Annotated in this window: 16 protein-coding genes; 7 read left to right on the top strand and 9 right to left on the bottom strand. The window is 57.3% G+C overall.

Features of this window, described 5'->3' with window-relative positions; all coding sequences use genetic code 11:
• Positions 1-829: 829 nt before the first annotated feature.
• Positions 830-1123, top strand: coding sequence for a hypothetical protein (locus tag H6G52_RS12560; RefSeq protein WP_190528857.1), 294 nt, complete (start codon positions 830-832; stop codon positions 1121-1123).
• A gap of 381 nt (positions 1124-1504) precedes the next feature.
• On the opposite strand, the gene menB is transcribed toward H6G52_RS12560, so the two are convergent.
• Entirely contained in the window at positions 1505-2338 is an 834-nt protein-coding gene (menB, locus tag H6G52_RS12555) for a 1,4-dihydroxy-2-naphthoyl-CoA synthase (RefSeq protein ID WP_190528745.1), read from the bottom strand.
• 306 nt (positions 2339-2644) lie between these two features.
• Here menB and ald point away from each other — a divergent pair, with 306 nt between their 5' ends.
• Entirely contained in the window at positions 2645-3727 is a 1083-nt protein-coding gene (ald, locus tag H6G52_RS12550; protein ID WP_190528743.1) for an alanine dehydrogenase, read from the top strand.
• 129 nt (positions 3728-3856) lie between these two features.
• On the opposite strand, the gene cysK is transcribed toward ald, so the two are convergent.
• The 6 genes from cysK to efp all read right to left on the bottom strand — a co-directional run bounded on the left by cysK (position 3857) and on the right by efp (position 8808).
• Positions 3857-4816 (bottom strand): cysteine synthase A, encoded by a 960-nt coding sequence (gene cysK, locus H6G52_RS12545; RefSeq protein ID WP_190354527.1) that lies wholly within the window; start codon positions 4814-4816, stop codon positions 3857-3859.
• 233 nt (positions 4817-5049) lie between these two features.
• A complete protein-coding gene (locus H6G52_RS12540; protein WP_190528741.1) occupies positions 5050-5487 on the bottom strand; it encodes an Rrf2 family transcriptional regulator in 438 nt (145 codons plus the stop codon).
• A gap of 250 nt (positions 5488-5737) precedes the next feature.
• A complete protein-coding gene (locus H6G52_RS12535) occupies positions 5738-6586 on the bottom strand; it encodes a hypothetical protein (protein ID WP_190528740.1) in 849 nt (282 codons plus the stop codon).
• A 467-nt stretch (positions 6587-7053) separates the two neighbouring features.
• Positions 7054-7395 (bottom strand): DUF2288 domain-containing protein, encoded by a 342-nt coding sequence (locus H6G52_RS12530; protein WP_190354367.1) that lies wholly within the window; start codon positions 7393-7395, stop codon positions 7054-7056.
• Between the two features lie 22 nt (positions 7396-7417).
• Complete coding sequence (accB, locus tag H6G52_RS12525; RefSeq protein ID WP_099534809.1) at positions 7418-7915, bottom strand: acetyl-CoA carboxylase biotin carboxyl carrier protein; 498 nt, start codon at positions 7913-7915, stop codon at positions 7418-7420.
• A 332-nt stretch (positions 7916-8247) separates the two neighbouring features.
• Entirely contained in the window at positions 8248-8808 is a 561-nt protein-coding gene (gene efp, locus H6G52_RS12520) for an elongation factor P (protein ID WP_099534808.1), read from the bottom strand.
• Positions 8809-9263: 455 nt separating this feature from the next.
• Here efp and H6G52_RS12515 point away from each other — a divergent pair, with 455 nt between their 5' ends.
• The 4 genes from H6G52_RS12515 to ispE all read left to right on the top strand — a co-directional run bounded on the left by H6G52_RS12515 (position 9264) and on the right by ispE (position 14686).
• A complete protein-coding gene (locus tag H6G52_RS12515) occupies positions 9264-10331 on the top strand; it encodes a peptidylprolyl isomerase (RefSeq protein ID WP_190354526.1) in 1068 nt (355 codons plus the stop codon).
• Positions 10332-10526: 195 nt separating this feature from the next.
• Positions 10527-11603 carry a thiamine-phosphate kinase gene (gene thiL / locus H6G52_RS12510; RefSeq protein WP_190528738.1) on the top strand — a complete coding sequence of 359 codons (1077 nt, stop codon included), beginning with the start codon at positions 10527-10529 and terminating at the stop codon, positions 11601-11603.
• Between the two features lie 146 nt (positions 11604-11749).
• Complete coding sequence (locus tag H6G52_RS12505) at positions 11750-13633, top strand: DMT family transporter (RefSeq protein WP_190528736.1); 1884 nt, start codon at positions 11750-11752, stop codon at positions 13631-13633.
• Between the two features lie 81 nt (positions 13634-13714).
• A complete protein-coding gene (gene ispE, locus H6G52_RS12500; RefSeq protein WP_190528734.1) occupies positions 13715-14686 on the top strand; it encodes a 4-(cytidine 5'-diphospho)-2-C-methyl-D-erythritol kinase in 972 nt (323 codons plus the stop codon).
• 40 nt (positions 14687-14726) lie between these two features.
• Here the strand turns inward: ispE and H6G52_RS12495 are convergent, their stop codons facing one another.
• On the bottom strand, positions 14727-16277 hold the full coding sequence (locus H6G52_RS12495) for a sensor histidine kinase KdpD (protein WP_190528732.1): 1551 nt from the start codon (positions 16275-16277) through the stop codon (positions 14727-14729).
• A gap of 455 nt (positions 16278-16732) precedes the next feature.
• Here H6G52_RS12495 and H6G52_RS12490 point away from each other — a divergent pair, with 455 nt between their 5' ends.
• The gene (locus H6G52_RS12490) at positions 16733-17062 is read left to right on the top strand and encodes a DUF3155 domain-containing protein (RefSeq protein WP_099534815.1); all 330 of its coding nucleotides are present in this window, start codon (positions 16733-16735) and stop codon (positions 17060-17062) included.
• A gap of 519 nt (positions 17063-17581) precedes the next feature.
• On the opposite strand, the gene H6G52_RS12485 is transcribed toward H6G52_RS12490, so the two are convergent.
• The gene (locus tag H6G52_RS12485; protein ID WP_190528730.1) at positions 17582-18100 is read right to left on the bottom strand and encodes a hypothetical protein; all 519 of its coding nucleotides are present in this window, start codon (positions 18098-18100) and stop codon (positions 17582-17584) included.
• Between the last annotated feature and the right edge of the window lie 17 nt (positions 18101-18117).

Raw genomic sequence — 18117 nt, 5'->3', positions numbered from 1 at the left:
TGCGCAAGCCAGAAACCCCAAGCCAGAAATCCAAGCCAGAAGCACAGGAACAGAAAAACCACAACTCCACAATCATATGAATGTGGGTGAATACCAATTCAATATCAACGCGAAGTCAATATCAACGCGAAATCAGTGCAAGCAGTGAAATGCGGGCACTGGTTTCATGGAAGCCTCAAAACCTTGCGCAGAATTTGCTTGCAGGATTTGCTCACCAAAATTCTGGGAGAGTTTCTTGCGAAATTTCCTGGAGAAGGTATCAAAAATAGCTCAACTCGATTGATCCCAATCCCAAACTCATCGCAGATCCAAATGGCTTCCCGATCGAGCAATGAGGCCAACAGTATGTCCAAAAAAAATTGATCTCGAATGTCCTGCCTTCGTCAATTTCAAGAGATGTTGCCAAATATTGCGTTTTGTATGATGGCCCCTCTTGGGAAACGGTATTCTAGGTAACCATTCACTCCTAGACTTTCATAACCTACCATTACTAAAAACCCAGGTTCCTAGCGCCATCAGAGAAAGCGCATACCCTTTTTAAAGACTTTTTAAAGTAATTGACAAAAACTCTTCAAAATGATTAACGATTGATTTTAAGTGATTTTTCTTTGATCCCCTAACTGATTTTTCAGGAAAATCGATGGGCTTCTGAAGAAACTTTCTGAAAAAGCCAAAGTGGAAGCTGAAGATAATCTAAATTTCTAAAAGTGTTTGGGATCGCTGAATCTCAGAGTAGATCTAGGTCTTAAGGACTTTTACAGCAATTCGTCTCAATTCCATAATGAAGTTAGCAAATTCTCAGCGGCGCTCTGCGTTGGCAGTGCAAAATATGAGTGCTACGCCCTTCCAAGTTTCTGCTTGCCGCCATTGTCGCTACTACACCCCAGAAGGGCGACGTGGTGGATATTGCGGTCAGTTTGATGCAGTGGTTCGTGCGGGCTGGAAGGCTTGTCCGCTCGCAATGCCAGCATTCGCTCCATCTTGGGAATCGTTAGAGCGGTTGGTTCACAACCCCGCAGAAACGGGCGTGGCAATCGTGGCGACGGTGGAATTTAAAAATGAAGCGGCCCTGGCGGCCACTACGCCGGTTTTGCGATCGAATGCTTCTGCTTCCATTGCCTAGGGGATCAGTCACGCCGTTGGCAATCAAGGGCTGATGAATGCTAGCTTCAGGGTGCATCAAGCCCTCAATTCAGTGCCTAGCCAATCAGGCGATTTTCTGGTAGTAGTTCCCTGGGATCTTGCTCCGCTTTCAGGATGAATACTTAAAGATTGCGATCGGGTTTGAAATAGGGACTGAAACAACGATTGAAACCAACTTTGACCCACCATTAACGACTGATGGATGCGACTGGGTAAACGCCATGTCATCAATCATTCAAAAGCGAAAAATGAACCAGGAGACTAAGATACTCCTGGTTCATTTTTTTAGATCGGATTTTGTGTCAACTGGGCAAGGGTGAGCCTGATACTCAGAAACCCAAAAAAGGTTCCCTGCTATGGCTTAGGGTCGCCAGGGATAGCGACGGAAATTGGGCGATCGCTTCTCTAGAAAGGCCTGTTTGCCCTCGCTGCCTTCTTCGGTCATGTAATAGAGCATGGTGGCATTGCCAGCCAATTCTTGTAAGCCCGCTTGCCCGTCGCAATCGGCATTCAAAGCGGCTTTTAGGCAACGAATCGCGATCGGGCTTTTTTCGAGCACTTCTTGGGCCCAGCGCAGGCCTGCCGCTTCCAGCTCCGCCACGGGAACCACGGTGTTAACCAGACCCATCTCCAAGGCCTGTTGCGCGTCGTATTGCCGACACAAAAACCAAATTTCCCGAGCTTTTTTCTGGCCGACAATTCGGGCCAGGTAGCTGGCTCCAAAGCCGCCGTCAAAGCTGCCCACTTTCGGGCCCGTTTGCCCAAAAATCGCGTTGTCAGCGGCGATCGTCAAGTCACAGAGCAGGTGCAGCACATGGCCACCCCCGATCGCATAGCCCGCCACTAGGGCGATCGTCACCTTGGGGATCGATCGAATCAGCCGCTGCAAATCCAGCACATTCAACCGGGGCACGCCAGCCTCATCCACATAGCCCGCTTCCCCGCGAATGCTCTGATCCCCACCGGCACAGAAGGCATATTTCCCATCGGTGTGGGGGCCCGCGCCGGTCAGCAAAATCACGCCCACGGCCGCATCTTCGCGGGCATCACAAAAGGCTTCGTACAGCTCAAACACCGTTTTGGGGCGGAAGGCGTTGCGCTTGTGGGGGCGGTTGATGGTGATTTTGGCGATGCCGTCGGCTTTGACGTAGAGGATGTCTTCGTAGGTTTTAACGGTTTGCCATTGAATGGTCATGGTTGGCTGGTTTGTTAATCAAAAATTGGATGCTTGACCAGCATAGGGGTTGGCGCGATCGCCCGGATGCGGGCCGGGCCGAGTCTCTGCCAATGAAGCCTTGCGCTCTGGAAATGGCATCTGTGACGAGGGGCACACCTTGATCCCCGATCGAGCCGTTAGCTTAGAGGGGATCCCATGCAAATGCACGATCGCACGTGATTTTTGATTTTGGGGCAAAACCCTTAAGGTTTCTGCAACAAAACAGCAACGGGGCGATCGGGCGCGTTTAGCCACTCACGACCGCTTCAACAGGAGGTAGTCCCCGTGGAAATCGGTGTTCCCAAGGAAATTAAGGATCTGGAATTTCGGGTGGGTTTGACTCCCCAGGGTGTGCGGGCGTTGGTCGATCGGGGGCATTCGGTGCGGGTGGAAACCCAGGCCGGTGCCGGTGCGGGGTTTGGCGACGAGGACTATCGATCGGCTGGGGCGCGGATTGTGCCCGACGCGGATTTGGCTTGGGACTGCGAGTTGGTGGTGAAGGTGAAGGAGCCGCTGCCCGGTGAATATGGCTTCTTGAAAACTACGCCGCTGTTGTTCACCTATTTGCATTTGGCGGCGGAGCGGAGCTTAACCGAAGCCTTGCTGAAATCGGGGATCAGTGCGATCGCCTACGAAACCGTGGAAACCCCCGATCGCCGCCTGCCCCTGTTGGCCCCCATGAGCGCGATCGCCGGTCGGTTGTCCGTGCAGTTTGGGGCCCGCTACCTGGAAAAACAACAGGGCGGGCGCGGAGTCTTGCTGGGCGGTGTGCCGGGGGTTGCGCCGGGCCGCGTCACGATCCTCGGTGGCGGCGTGGTCGGCACCGAAGCCGCCAAGATGGCCGTGGGCTTGGGGGCCAAGGTGCGGATCTTGGATGTGAATGTCGATCGCCTGAACTATCTGGAAACCCTGTTTGGCTCGCGGGTGGAATTGCTTTACAGCAGCAGCGCCGCGATCGAAGCCGTTGTGCCCGAAACGGACTTGCTGATCGGCGCAGTGTTGGTGACGGGGCGGCGGGCCCCGATCTTGGTCGGGAGATCGCTGGTGGAACAGATGCCCACCGGAGCCGTAATCGTTGATGTGGCCGTCGATCAGGGCGGTTGCATCGAAACCCTGCGCCCCACCTCCCACAGCCATCCCACCTACACCGAATGCGGCGTGGTGCATTACGGCGTGCCGAATATGCCGGGTGCTGTGCCTCGCACCTCCACCCAAGCCCTGGAAAACAGCACCTTGCCCTACGTGTTGTCCCTGGCGGATCACGGTCTGGGCGCGCTCGATCGCGACCCAGCATTGGCGAAGGGCCTCAACATCAAAGACGGCCGGATCGAACATCCAGCCGTCCAAGCGGTTTTCCCAGATTTGTAGGAATGAGGAGGGGTCGCTAAAACCATCCACGGTTACAGCGTGATCAAAATCATCCCCATTCGGGTCGATCAAGACCCATCAACCCTGTAGGGGCGTACCTCTGTACGCCCCTACCCGGATTAATCCTCATTACAACGGAATATTCGTAACCGGCTCCGCGTCTTGGAACAACGGCGTGCTCAGGTAGCGCTCCCCAAAGCTGGGCTGAATCGCCACAATCAACTTGCCCGCATTTTCCGGGCGGCGACCCACCTGAATCGCCGCATAAATCGCTGCTCCCGAAGAAATCCCCGACAGCAAGCCCTCTTCCCGCGCCAGTCGACGACCATAGGCGATCGCCTCGTCATCCGTCACCGTAATCACCTCATCAATCAGATCCACCTTCAGCACCTCGGGCACAAACCCCGCGCCGATCCCCTGGATCCGGTGGGGCCCCGGTTGCCCGCCAGACAGCACCGGACTATTGGCCGGCTCCACGGCGATCGCCTGAAAGTCCGGTTTCCGCTGCTTAATCACTTCCGCCACGCCCGTAATCGTGCCGCCCGTGCCCACACCGGAAATCAAGAAATCAATCTTGCCGTCCGTATCCGTCCAAATTTCCTCAGCGGTGGTGCGGCGGTGAATATCTGGATTTGCCGGGTTGCGGAACTGCTGCAACATATAGGCATTGGGAACCGTGTTGGCAATGTCCTGGGCTCGCCGAATGCAACCGCCCATCCCTTCAATGCCCGGCGTGAGTTCCAACTGTGCCCCGTAGGCTCGCAGCATGGCCCGCCGCTCGGCGCTCATGGTTTCCGGCATAGTCAGGATCAGTTGATAGCCCTTGGCAGCGGCGGCCATAGCCAGGGCAATCCCCGTGTTTCCGGAGGTGGGTTCCACCAAAACGGTCTTACCCGGAATGATCGTGCCGGCCTGTTCGGCGGCTTCGATCATGTTGATGCCGATCCGGTCTTTCACCGAAGCGGAAGGGTTCATGCTTTCCAGCTTGACCAGCACTTCGGCCAGGCAGCCTTCCGCTTGGGGCAGGCGGTTAAGCCGAACTAGGGGAGTGCGGCCAATCAGTTCGGTGATGTTGTTGGCGACGTTCATGGGCATCTGGCTGGAACTCTCTCGTCAGGTCTGAGGGGGTCGATCGCCCCTATGGCACGGGTCGGATCGAACAACGAAGCATTGGGCAGTGAGTAGATCAGTCGAATCATCCGGCCATTCAGCCAGCCATTCAGCAAAAATCAAGCAACCGCAAGCAACCCAAAATATCCCGAGCATTCTAAGGATTTTTTCAGTGCTCTTGATTGCCCCTGGGCAGCCATGATCCCCAGAGCCTAGATGTAATACATCAGGTCAAGTTGCTTGCGGGCATCTCGACGATCCTTGAGATCCTGGAGGGTGTAGCGTTGCAGCACGTCGTTGGCGGCTTGATCCACTTCAACCCAAATCTCGTAAATAATGGCGCTTTCGAGCGGGCGATCGCGCCCACCGTCGTTGGCAATGTTGGCATCGGCTCCTTCTAAACATCGCAGCACATCCAGCAGCGAGATCGTCCAGGGCGATCGCGCCAGCAGATAGCCGCCTTTGGCCCCACGTTGGCTTTTGACCAAACCGCCTCGGCGCAGGGTGGCTAAGAGTTGCTCAAGGTAGCGATCGGGAATGTCCTGATCGGCAGCAATTTGGCGGATTTGCAACGGCTCGTCGTCTTGGTAGCGATCGGCGAGTTGCAACAGGGCCAGAAGGGCATATTCGCTTTTGGATGACAGTTCCACGGGTGGAGAACCTAGGAGCGAGGCTGGATCCCCAAGCGCCCGATCGCCTCATGATCGTTGATCTGAATCATGGATCTGAATCATGGATCGGCGAGTCGATCGAGATAGCTTCGGGGCGATCCTAGTATACCCCGGTTTTCCGCTGGGTTTTGTAGGGTTTCGAGAGAGGTGTGGGGCATGGAAAATTCAAGCCAATCCGCCACGACTGAGCGATTGGCTAGGTCAGAAAAAGGCCTTCAGTCAAGACTTCCTAAGTCGCTGGCTCTGGCTCCAAAACGATATAACCCTTGATTACTGACGACTCTGGCAAGCTTAACAATTTGGCTTCCAGGGCCGAGGGAGTTAGCTGTTGGTCTTCCAACAACTTGTATTGGGCGACATAACCTTCAAAGACTGCGCTCCGAGCCAGTAGCTTTCGCAAAGTTGGGATCACCACTTGCTTTTCCTGGTCAAGCCCTAGCCCCGCATTTCGGCTGAGGCCCGATCCCAAGTTGCCCAGATTCGGGAGCCAGCCTCGGGCGTACCAGGTTTCATTCATCTTCAATCGCAGCTCATCTACCCAACCTAATCCCCGTTGTTCGGGCTGAATAAAGTCCATCCACTGGGCTAATTCCGTCACAGGAACCGTATCCGCAAAATCCGTAGCTAGGAATCGCTCGGGGTATTCACCAATCAGAATGTCCTTAGCGATGCGGCGGGCTTGTGCTTGCCAGAGTTCATTGACTTCCTGTGCTTCCTTACGAGCAATGTCTAGCATTCCTAGCTCTGCGGTGCAGCGGATTTGCGCTAAAGCAGTGAGAGAAAAATATTCCTCATGGGCGATCGTAACTTTCAGTGCCTGGGACTCCGCTAAGAGTTCCCGATAGCGCATGTGAATCTCCGCCAAGACATTCCGCGATTGATGCAAAATGGTGTGGCGATGGGCTGAATCGGTACGCTCATCAATTTTCAGTAAGGCATTTAAAGCGGCGAAAAGTTTGGCTCGTTCACTACTTTCAAGAAACGATTTGATCGCCTGCACTTCTTGCTGAATTTCCTTGAGCCGACTATCAATTTTGCTGAGCTTGTGGTTCATTGCCAAAAAACCAATCGAACTCACGGCCAGGCCCAATCCGGAAAAGACTGCTGCTCCGGTTGCCATTTGCAAAATTTGCTGAGTCGATTGAGACAGGACGCTAATTTGCCCTGAGAGTTGGAGGAGTTGCTGAGTATTTGCTTCTGTTAATTTTTGTAGGTCATGTAGTTGGACATTCGCGATGATTCCCGGTACAAAACTGAGTCCTGGAATAGCGCCAAAAAGATCAGAACTGATGGGGATTAGATGCCGAACAATTTGCCCTCCTTGTCCTGTTCCAGCAGCCCAACGAATTACGCCACCATAGAGTTTGTACTGTCCAGCCACTAAGCCAACTAGGATTTCAGTGGGGATTGCGCGGGCAACTGTCCAGCCAGGAATCATGGGCTTTTATCCCTTAGATTTTGTGTCCCATAGATACAGCTATGATGCTTTGTGTTCAAGCATCAATCACTCTTAGGTTAGTGTAATCCTGATCTTGGGAAGCGAACCTAGCCAGTGATCAGCTTGACCAGCACAAAGGGCGCAACAATCATGGCCTGAAAACGAACATCGCCCGATCGATCCCACTCCGCAAGTTCGGCTTGGGTGGGTTTTGTGATCGCCTGTTCATCAATCCAGCGCTGCACGACGGCGGTGTTGTCGCTGGCCAGGGCCTCGCCCACTTCGGCCAAGTCCAAATCTGGCGTAACCACAATGACGGCATCACGGCCGATGTGGGGCTTCAGCCAATCCCATTCGGCTAGGTCGATCGATTCCGTGAGGCTCGATCGCAGGTTGCCGCTGGAGGAGTCATCGGCCGGAAAATTGGGGTTGCTGGGTTCGCTATCCATGCGCTTGGTGGGGGCAGGTGATTTAGGCGGGCCGCACCCGCATCAGAACTTGATCGAATTCGACGGGTTGGGCATTTTCCACCAAAATTTCCACCACTTCACCGCTGATTTCGGCCTCTAGCTCGTTCATCAGCTTCATGGCTTCGATGATGCAAACCGTTTGCCCCGAAGTGATTCGATCGCCCGGTTGCACAAAGGGCGGCTCGCCGGGGGCCGGGGCCCGGTAAAACGTGCCCACCATCGGGGACTTGATTTCCAGCAGTTTGGGATCGTTGAGGGGCGGTGGCGAGGCGGGCGGCGCTGCTGGCTCCAGGGGGGCGGCCGTGGTCACCGGGGCCGCGACCGGGGCGATCGGGGCCGCTGCCATGGCCACCGGGGCGATCGCCGTGCCTGCTGCTGCCGCCGCCACTGCCTTTCGCACGGTCAGCTCATAGTCACCTTGCTTGAGCGTCACTTCGGCAATATCCGTCTGGTTCAGAACCAGCAGCAGTTCCCGCAATTCGTCAAAGTCCAGCGGCACGGGTCGTCTCGCTCCTAATCGCAGAATGTTAAAGCGTTAAAGGGATTCAAAAAAGAGCCGTCCATGGGGCCTTGGGCCCAGGCTCCGAGTTGAAAAAGAGGCAATCTAGGCAATCTAAAGCAATGCAAACCAAGGCAATGCAAAATGCAGGATTTAGTCAGGATTTAGTTTAGAGAGCTGCCTGGTCTGAGGACGATCGCTTGGAGATTCCCAAGGGTTGCCCAGACCAAGGGTAGGGGCTGATTCAGTATCGGTTGTAACACTAATTGCCTAGCCCCTGGCGATCGGTCGTGGCGTTCCAGGGCCCAATCGCCAGGAGCTTCAGAAGGAAATTAATTTTCGCGGCCAAGGTACTTATCTTCGCGGGTGTCAATCCGCAATTTTTCGCCCACGGAAATGAACAGGGGAACCATGACCGTTGCGCCGGTTTCCAGTTTGGCGGGCTTTTGGCCCCCGGTGGCGGTGTCGCCCTTCACGCCGGGATCCGTTTCCACCACTTCCAGAACCACGGTGTTGGGCAAGTCCACTTCAATCACCTTGCCGTTCCAGGTCACCACCTGGGCTTCCATCCCTTCTTTCAGGTATTTGACCCGATCGCCAATTTGGGCAGCGGAAATGTTCATTTCCTCGTAGGTCTTCATGTCCATGAACACATACTGCTCACCGTCCATGTAGGTGTGCTGCATGTCGCTTTTTTCCAGGGTCGCTTGTGGAACCGTTTCCCCTGCGCGGAAGGTGCGCTCAACCACGCTACCGGTCTGCACGTTTTTCAGCTTCGTGCGAACAAACGCTGCGCCTTTGCCGGGTTTGACGTGCAAAAACTCAACAACTCGCCAGACACCATTGTCTAGCTCGATCGTGACACCGGGGCGGAAATCGTTACTGGAAATCATCGGAAGCTGGTTTACAAAGCACCGCAGGCGGGCATAGGACGGGATACACTCTACCGCTTTTTGGGGCCGTTGGGTATTGGGCCCAGGAATCTGGAATCGACCGGGCTATGGCAAGATTGGAAGATTGGCAGTCTCCCGATGCGCCCATGGAAACGGGCAATCGCGCTGGGGCTGTTGCGATGGTTTGAGGGCTTGCGGGCTAGGGTTTAGGGCTTCCTTGCGAGTCCTGGGGGCTGGCTTGCGGGTGGGCTGGCGCAATTGCCGGTGTAGCCAGTGGTCAGCCAGCCGTCAAGCAGCCATATTTTTTATTCACTTCGATTGACCTCGATTTATCTTCGATCATGGCTATTCCAAGGCGATTTAAGGCAGGGCAAACCCGCTCCGGGTGGGCGAAGACGATCGAAACCTGGACAGCGGTGGTCGATCGACAACTGCAACGACGGGAGCAAGGGTGGATGGGCGGTTGGGCGATCGCCCTGAGCCTGGTGATGGTGCTGTGGACGATCGGGGCGGCTCCCGCTTGGGCAGCACTGCCGGCCGGGAATGCCATCACTGACGGCAAGGCCCTGCTGCGCTATTCCTTGCCGATCGACAATGTGCCGATTCGCAAGGTGCAGTCGGAGGTGGAATCGATCGCCGGATCCTTGCGGGCTAAGCGTTGGAGTCCCGTGGCCACCAGCTTGAAAACGGCCGATCGGACGGTGACCTACAAGCGCAACCAGATTTTGGCGGCCGTTCGTCCCGATCGCCAGGAAGCCGCTGCCCAAAAGCTTGATCAGATTAGCGAGACGATCGCCAAGGCCCAGGCCGCCGTGGAAACCAAAAATAAGTCCACGGTTTGGGAACTGCGCCGGGAGATTCTGGACGCAGTGGGGGCGATCGAAGCGGATATGGTACAGGGTTTCCCCTTTGAAGTGCCTGCTCAATATGCCAACCTGCCCCAACTGAAGGGCCGCGCCACGATCGAGATTGAAACCAGCAAAGGCAGCGTCACCGTGGTGGTGGATGGCTACAGCGCCCCCGTCACGGCCGGCAACTTTGTGGACTTGGTGCAGCGGGGCTTCTATGACGGGTTGCCCTTCACCCGTGCCGAAGATTCCTACGTGTTGCAATTTGGCGATCCGGCTGGCCCCGCTGAAGGCTTCATTGATCCCAAAAACAACGAATATCGCGCCATTCCCCTAGAAATTCTGGCCAGCGGCGACAAGGAACCCACCTACGGCATCACGCTCGAAGATGCGGGCCGCTATGGCGATTTGCCCGTGCTGCCCTTCTCGTCCTATGGGGCCCTGGCCATGGCCCGACCGGAACCGGATCCCGATGGCGGTTCGTCTCAGGTGTTTTTCTTCCTGTTTGAACCGGAACTGACCCCCGCCGGGGCCAACCTGCTGGATGGTCGCTATGCGGTATTTGGCTACTCAATTAGCGATGCCAAGGCGGTGTTGGATAAGATTCGCCCCGGTGACCAGGTGGTGAAGGCAACGGTGGTGGATGGGTTGGAAAATCTGGTGCAGCCCAGTTAGATGCGGCGGGTTCTGAGTGATGCCGTTTGCTCAGAACCTGTCTTGCAGCGAACCCCTCCCCGAGGATTGAGTCCCCGCTTGGCCTGGATGCCAAGGGGGATTCGTTTTGTTGGAACCGTTCCGTTTAGCCGGGTTGCCTAGGTTACGGGGTCATTATGTTTGGGTTGGGTGCGTTTAGAGTCAGTGCGAGAGCTTATGGACGCGGTGGAATCGTTGCGGTTGGCGGATGTGGGGGAAGCGGGGTTACTGGCGCGGTTGTTTACCTTTTGCGATCGCTCGGTGGTGGGTGATGACGCGGCCCTGTTGGATTGGCCCGAGGGTCGATCGCTCGTGGTCACAACTGATGTGCTGGTGGACGGGGTGCATTTTAGCGATCGCACCACCCCTCCTAGGTCGATCGGGTGGCGAGCGGTGGCGGCTAATTTGTCCGATTTGGCGGCCATGGGGGCAATGCCTCGGGCAATCACCGTGGGGCTGTCTCTGCCGGGGAATTGCGCGATCGACTGGGTGGAGTCTCTCTATGGGGGGATGGCCGATTGCTTAGCCCAGTTTGGCGGGGCAATTGTGGGGGGTGATGTGACCCGATCGACTGTGGCCACGGTGGCGATCACGGCGATCGGGTCGGTTTTGCCCGATCGATCCCTCCAGCGCCACGCGGCCCAACCGGGAGATGCGATCGTCGTGACGGGTGAACATGGGGCTTCCCGCGCGGGGTTAGCCCTGCTGTTGGCTGACTGGCCCCCGGAGGCTGCGGAACCTTCGGCCGCAGCGCGATCGGCCTGGATTCGGGCCCACCAATACCCAACCCCCCGCTTGGACGTGATTGCGCAGTTGATCCAGTTGATCCAACTGCGCCCCAGGCTGGCCGATCGCCCCCTGGCTGCCATGGACTCCAGCGATGGGTTGGCCGATGCGGTGGTGCAATTGGCCCAAGCCAGCGGCCTGAGGGCGAAACTGCAGGGCGATCGGCTGCCAATACCATCGGGGTTGGTGGCGGCGGTGGGGCTGGCGCGGGCCCGCCATTGGACACTCTATGGGGGCGAAGATTTTGAATTGGTGCTGTGTTTACCGCCGGATTTGGCTGCTGATTTGGTGCAGTCCTTGGGCGGTTCGGCGGCCATTGTGGGAGAAATGGTGGCTCCAGAGGCGGATCTAGAAGCGTTAACCCAGCAGCCGATCGCCTGGGTGGTGGATTCAGGGGCGATCGAGCCGATCGGGCGATCGGCTAGCTTCCAACATTTCGGAACATCGGCCACCACCGGGCCCGCTTGAGGCTGTCCCGCTGGGCCAGGCCCAAGGCGGCTATGCCCAATTGGCCCAGGATTGAGCCATCATGATTGAGCAATGCTAGAGGCGCAAAATGCGGAGCTGTTCAACCGCAAAGCCACTGACCTGAGCCACTGACCTGAGCCATCTCCATGGGCCCATCGGAGCAACCAACCTTGCCCATTGAAGAACCCACGATCGACCCCATGGGCCTCGATCCCAATCCGCATCCCCCTGGGTCGGCGGCGAAAGATGCCCGTGATGATCGATCGAGCCTGGCCCCGATCGCCCCAGAATCAGCACCGGATTGGTCAGCAGTGATTGAGCAATTGCAAATTTTTCAGCGATCGCAACTTAACCAACTTGCCCAAGATCTCGATCGCCTGAGCGCCGAGAAAACCCAATTACTGTTGGATCTCGATCGCCTAGCTCGCTATCGCCAACAACTGCGAGCACAGTCCGCTCCGGGGCAGTCCCTGTTGGATCCCACCAGCCAAGCTTGGGCCCAACAGTGGGCAAAACAACTGGCTCAACACATGGGATCCCACCTGAAAAGGGCGATCGACCAACGGTTTCAGGCCTTGGCTCAGGAATTGCGGCCCAGGGATTCCAGCGAGGTGATCGGCTCGCCCGTGGTGATCCATGGTCGTCTCAGCAGCACCGCGATTGAGCGACAATTGATGGCGCTGGATCAAACCCTGGCCCAAGTTTTTACCCATCTCCATCAAGACTTAGCGGCCTATGAACAGGCGCTGGCCCAACGACTCAGCCGATTGGCCCGGCAGCAACAGCAGGGGGAATTGTTGTTGAAGCAGGTGATGGCTCGTTGGGAAACCTCGATCGCACCCAATGCTCTTGCGCCTGATTCCCTTGGGTTGAATCCTGGGGTTCCCAATCCTGCGGTTCCTGAGCCTGAATCAACCGCGCTCGATCGGCCCGCTTCCCCGATCGCTCCCTTGCCCGATCCGGCTCCTGTGTTGTTCCCTCCCCCCCTTGTGGCCGTGAAACCCTCCGTCCCCCACCCTCAGACCCTGCGGCAACCGGGCTGGCTGTTGGCCCTGGTGGCGGCCCTGTTGTTGGCCCTGTTCAATGTGGCCCTGAAACTGTTGTTTACGGGCAATGCTCCGGAAACCCTGTTAGGGGTGGTGACCCTACCCGGCATCATTGCGCCAGGGCTGGGCAATTCCCTGCTGATTTTGCTGTTGCGCACCCTGGCGATCGTGTTGGTGTTTCCAGCGCTGGCCACTTGGCTTTATCCCGCCACTTGGCAGGAAATTCGCCACCTGTGCCAAAGCCGCGATCGCCGGTCTTGGCAAGTGATCTTGCTGAACGGCTTTTTCATGTTTGTGTCCCAAGTGCTGCTCTATGTGGCGATCGGGAATTTGCCGACGGGCTTGGCGGTCACCCTCTTTTTTCTCTACCCCGTCTTTACCCTGCCCCTGTCCTGGTGGCTATTGGGCGATCGCCCCACGGCCCTGCGCTTGTTTCTCACGGCTCTGATTCTGCTGGGGGGCGGCTTGGCCCTGCCCGAGGGGGGCCCGACCGCGGGCGATAACTGGGTGGGTCTCTCCAGCGGGCTAGCGGCCGGCGCAGCCTTCGCAGGCTATCTACTCACGGTGCAATGGGGAACCAAAACCTTGCATCCCGTGCCGTTCACCCTGGTTTCCTTCCTGTGGGTGTTTGTGTTGGCTTGCTTTGGACTCATTGCGCGGCCGGAGGCGGTGACGGTGCAGGTGTTGCCGGGGACTTGGGGCGGCCTGCTGTTGGGTGGAGTCATTTTGGGTCTGTTGACCTTGGGGGGCTACCTGCTGAATAACTTGGCGGTGCAACGGGTGGGAGCCGCTTGGACGGCCATTCTCAGCGCCTCGGGCAATGCCCTGACGGCCCTGGCGGCCTGGGTTTTGATCCAAGAATCGCTGGCCGGGGGGCAATGGCTGGGCATTGGGTTGGTGACCCTTGGGGTAACGCTGCTGAGTGTGGAGCAGTTGAGCAAGCCGCGCCGATCGCCCCGATCGCGCCAATCGCCCCAAAGCTAGGCCAGGTTAATCAACCATCGATGGTCTCGTGGGCCCCTTCTGAGACAATAGGGACGCTTTTGTCCTGATGCTTGCGTGCCGATGAAATCCTATTCGCTGCGATCGCCCGCCAAAATTAATCTCTATTTGGAAATTGTGGGCGATCGTCCCGATGGTTTCCATGAGTTGGCCACCGTGTTCCAGAGCATTGACTTGGCGGATCTCGTCCATGTGCAATCGGGAATGCAGGGCGTAATCCAAGTGGAGTGCGCCGCCGAAGGTGTGCCTAACGATGCCAGCAATTTAGCCTATCGGGCCGCAGCCCTGATGAGCGAGCGGTTTCCCGAAGCCTTCGCCAAATGTGGGGGCGTGTCGATCGAAATTGAAAAGCGAATTCCCGTGGCCGCTGGCTTAGCCGGGGGATCGGGCAATGGCGCGGCGGTGTTGGTGGGGCTGGACTTGGCCTGGGGCTTGGGCCTCACCCAAGGAGAATTGCAGGAGTTGGCGGCCGAGTTGGGATCCGATGTGCCATTCTGTGTGGGCGGAGGAACAGCGTTGGCCACGGGACGCGGTGAGGTGCTGGATCCCCTCGCGGGGGTGGATCAGGTGTGGTTGGTGTTGGCAAAATATCGCAGTTTGGGCGTTTCCACCCCCTGGGCCTATCAAACCTATCGCGCTCAGTTTGGGGCGGAATATGCCCGGACTCCGGAGGCCCAAGCGGCTCGGCATACGGCGGCCAAGTCTGGGCCCCTCGTGCGATCGCTCCAGGCCTTGGCTACGGGCGATCGGGCCGGTCTTTCGGGGTTACGGCCCCTGTTGCGCAATGATTTGGAACGGGTGGTGTTGCCGGCCCATCCCCAAATTGCGCAGTTGCGGGACTTGCTCGATCGCCTGGCCCCGCTGGGAGCGATGATGTCCGGTTCTGGCCCCTCGGTTTTTGCCCTGGCCGAATCCGCCAGCCAAGCCCAGGAAATTCAAGCCGCCGCGCGATCGGCCCTGCCGGATCCGGATTTAGAATTTTGGGTCACCCAATTCAGTGCGGCGGGCATTCGGCCCGTTAACCCATCGGTTTAGCGATGGATTCAGCCGTGGATTCAGCTATTAATTCAGGGATTCACTCAGAGGTTAATTCAGGAGGCGGTGAATTCGTTTCCGCCAGGGGCAACCAAGCCACGGCCATCGTTCCCTGAGCGATCGGGGGAAGGAGTCGATCGGGAGTTTCCCGCAACCGCAACCGAGCAGGTAGGGCGATCGGGGGGCTAAACAGTTCCAAGCGGCCGCCCATCTGCGTCATCAACTGACGGGCGATCGCCAAACCCAAACCCGTGCCTGGAATCGGGCTGGCGGCCTGAATTCCCCGAAAACCGCGCTGAAACAGCCGCTCCAAGTCTGTTGGGGGGATATTGTTGCCCTGATTGCTGACCACCAGCGCCAAACCCCAACCGGCCGCGGGCGCATCTTGCCAAGCGGCGACCCGGGCCAACACCTGCACCCGACCCCGATCACAGGCGTATTTGATGGCGTTATCCAGCAAATTGCTAAACACCTCTCGCCAAGCCGTGCCATCGGCCAAAACCGGCGGCAAATCGGCGGGTAACGAAATTTGAAACGATCGCCCGCGTTCGATCGCCACCGCTTCCGCCGCCGCAATCGCATCCATCACCAAGGCCTCGACTGGCCAAGGGGCGATCGTCACCCCCGGCAACAGCAGGGCCGCCCTGTTTTCGGCGGGGGCGGGCAACTCCGACGGTGAATGCTGGTCGGCACTGGGGGCCGCTGTCCCTGTCCAGTCCGGCGTATCAATCACTTGGCTAAAGTCCGTCAACATCCCTTGGAGTCGATCTCCCTCCCGCAGCAAGCTTTCCAGATGTGGGCGCGATCGATCCTCGCCCCCCAACCGCTTCAGCACCAACTTGCCAAACGTCCGAATGGCCGTCAGGGGATTACGAAACTGGTGCAGCCAATTGTGTAGTAATTCCGCCTGGCGCTGTTGCGTGGTCTGTTGTTGGCGATAGGCCGCCTCCAACAGTTGATTGCGGCGATCAAGTTCGCAGGCCGCCGCCAAGGTCACCGCCACCCGCCCCGCCTGCTGGCGATCCTTGGGAGTCCAAGGTTTAGGGCGATCGAGCACCAACAGCCCCAACATCATCCCCCCTCGGGCCAAGGGCAGCACCAATCGGCCTGGGTGGGGTTGGGGATTGAATAGGGGATTCAACGCGGGGTCAACGGCTGAATGGGAATTGGCTGAATGGGAATTGGTGGAACGGGCAGAGGCTGAATGGTCAGCATCCGTGATCTGGTTGACCGCCGGGGGAATTGCTTCCGGCGCGATCGAGAAGTCCAGCACGTCCGGCCGATCGCCCGCTTGGTGACTAACCTCGGCCTCGGGCGCGATCGCAGAAATGATCTCCGCCGGAGCCGCTGCCCAAGGGCCCGACCCCGACAGCAACCGCGATCGGCCCCGACTGCGCGATCGGCCCGTTCCCGCTTCCCCCAAAAGCTGCGTCTTGGCCCGAGCCGGATATTCCAACACCGGCATCCAAGCCGGTTCCGCCGTTCCCGACCAATCCTGCGCCAAGTACACCACACCCCGTCCCAGGTGCAGCGTTTCCGCCATCAAGGCCAACTGCGCTTGGCACAGGGCCAAAAAGGTTGAACTCGCCATTGCTCGCCACTCCCCCCTGGGGGCCTCCATCGGGGAACATTCGCGGTTGCCAGGGATTGGGGAGCAGCCGCGCCCGGTTTCCCGCATGGGGCGATCGCCGGCTTTGTGAAGAATTACGGCGTTGCTCTCCCCAAGGCTTGAGAACTCCTTAAGCTGGAGCTATCTCAAACCGCTTCTATTCAAATTGCTCCATCTAAACTGATTAAAAACCATTAAAAAGCCGCGAGGGATCGCAAGAACCTGGGGCGGCAATTGTGCAAAATCCAGGCGGTCTCTAGGTTTCTGGATGGGCCAGCACTCAAAATGAAACTGCTAAGAAATCGACAGAATAAACAATTGTAATTGAATCCATGTCGATCAATTAAAACAAGTTGAAATTTTGGCGCAAAGGCGATATACTTTGCACGGCTTTTGTAACCGTCACTACACTTATCTTGGCACGGGAGGTAAGGAGGTTGGCAAGGAGACGCAAGCGCAAGAGCCGTCGGCGGCAAGAAGGGCGACGGATTCTTGAGAATGTGCCACAGTATAGCATCGAATGTGGCGAAGATAAGCCGGTCACGGCCGCTCGCAAATTCATTAAGGCAGAGGGAATTCATCCCCCCGCTTTGGTGTTGGTGAAGCGTAACGAACACACCACGGATCGCTACTTTTGGGCCGAAAAAGGGTTGTTCGGAGCGCAATACGTTGAAGAAAACCACTTCCTGTTCCCGAGTCTTCGGCTCTGGGGCGATCAAGAAGGGGATGTGCCTGCTTTGGGAATGGTGGCCGCTGCGGCCCGCTAAGTCCATGGCAACAAAACTGAAACCCGCGTTGTGTGGAGCCTGAAATCAGACGTTTGAGGTCGTGGCTGCTCTGCAATTCGGGCAAAGTTAAGGTGCAAATCGTCTTGGGGGATGGATGCACGGAAACGTGGATTAATTGGTGATTTGTTATTGATTGGTGGGTGATGACTGTTGACCTTCCCTTGGCGATCGACTCCTACATCGCAGCGCCAGTGGACGATCGAGTGCATCACAGTTGACACATCAATCTCTCATTAGCAAAAAGCTCAATAGCCGACTAACGACGGGCCTAAGCGCGATCGCTTCTTGCGCGATGGCCTTGTGCGGCCCTGGGTGCTTCCAATTCAAAAAAATCCAGCAACGTCCGCGATCAGTCCGCTGATCAGTGGGCGTTGCTGGTTTTTTATGGGTTTGCAGGTGTGGGGCTCTAGGGCTGTGCTGTTCTTTTGAGCTAGGCAACCTGGGACAGCAAGGAACGGAAAAATCGGCCCGTCAATGGATTCATCAACAAATCAGCAGTTACCACATGCCGCGAATTGGTTGTGCGGGGCGATCGGGGGTGACGGTGGTTTGTTGAACAGTGGTTTGTTGGCCGCTGCGTTGTACGGTGCGTTGTTGCACGGTGGTGGTCGTGGTCACGCTGGCTTGACTGGTGCTGACGTAGGCGCTGTCAGCATTGGCCAGTTGAATGGAGCCATTGCGAATCACGAGGGCATCGTTTCCCAGGGCAACGGCTTGGGCAAAGAAACGACCATCGACCAAGGCCAAGGTGATTTGATCTCCCGGATCGAGGCCCAGTCGGGTGCGATCGAGCTGGGTGATGCCCACCAAGCGCGTGGAACCATCGGTCAGCAACAGTCGCACCCGATCGCCCACCAAATCTTGAATCTCGCCGGTCACAATTTCCACATTCTCAGCGGGCCCCACCATCCACACCACTTCCGGCATTTCTGCCCGGGTGGGCAAGGGGGCCAGGGTGGCGGTGGTGACCAAAAGGGCGATCGAACCCATCACTGCGCAAGTCCATTTGCAAGCCATAACCAACTTCTCCAACG

This window comes from Limnothrix sp. FACHB-881, from assembly GCF_014698135.1.
GTDB lineage: Bacteria > Cyanobacteriota > Cyanobacteriia > CACIAM-69d > CACIAM-69d > CACIAM-69d.
This window is presented reverse-complemented; position numbering and strand designations above follow the sequence as displayed.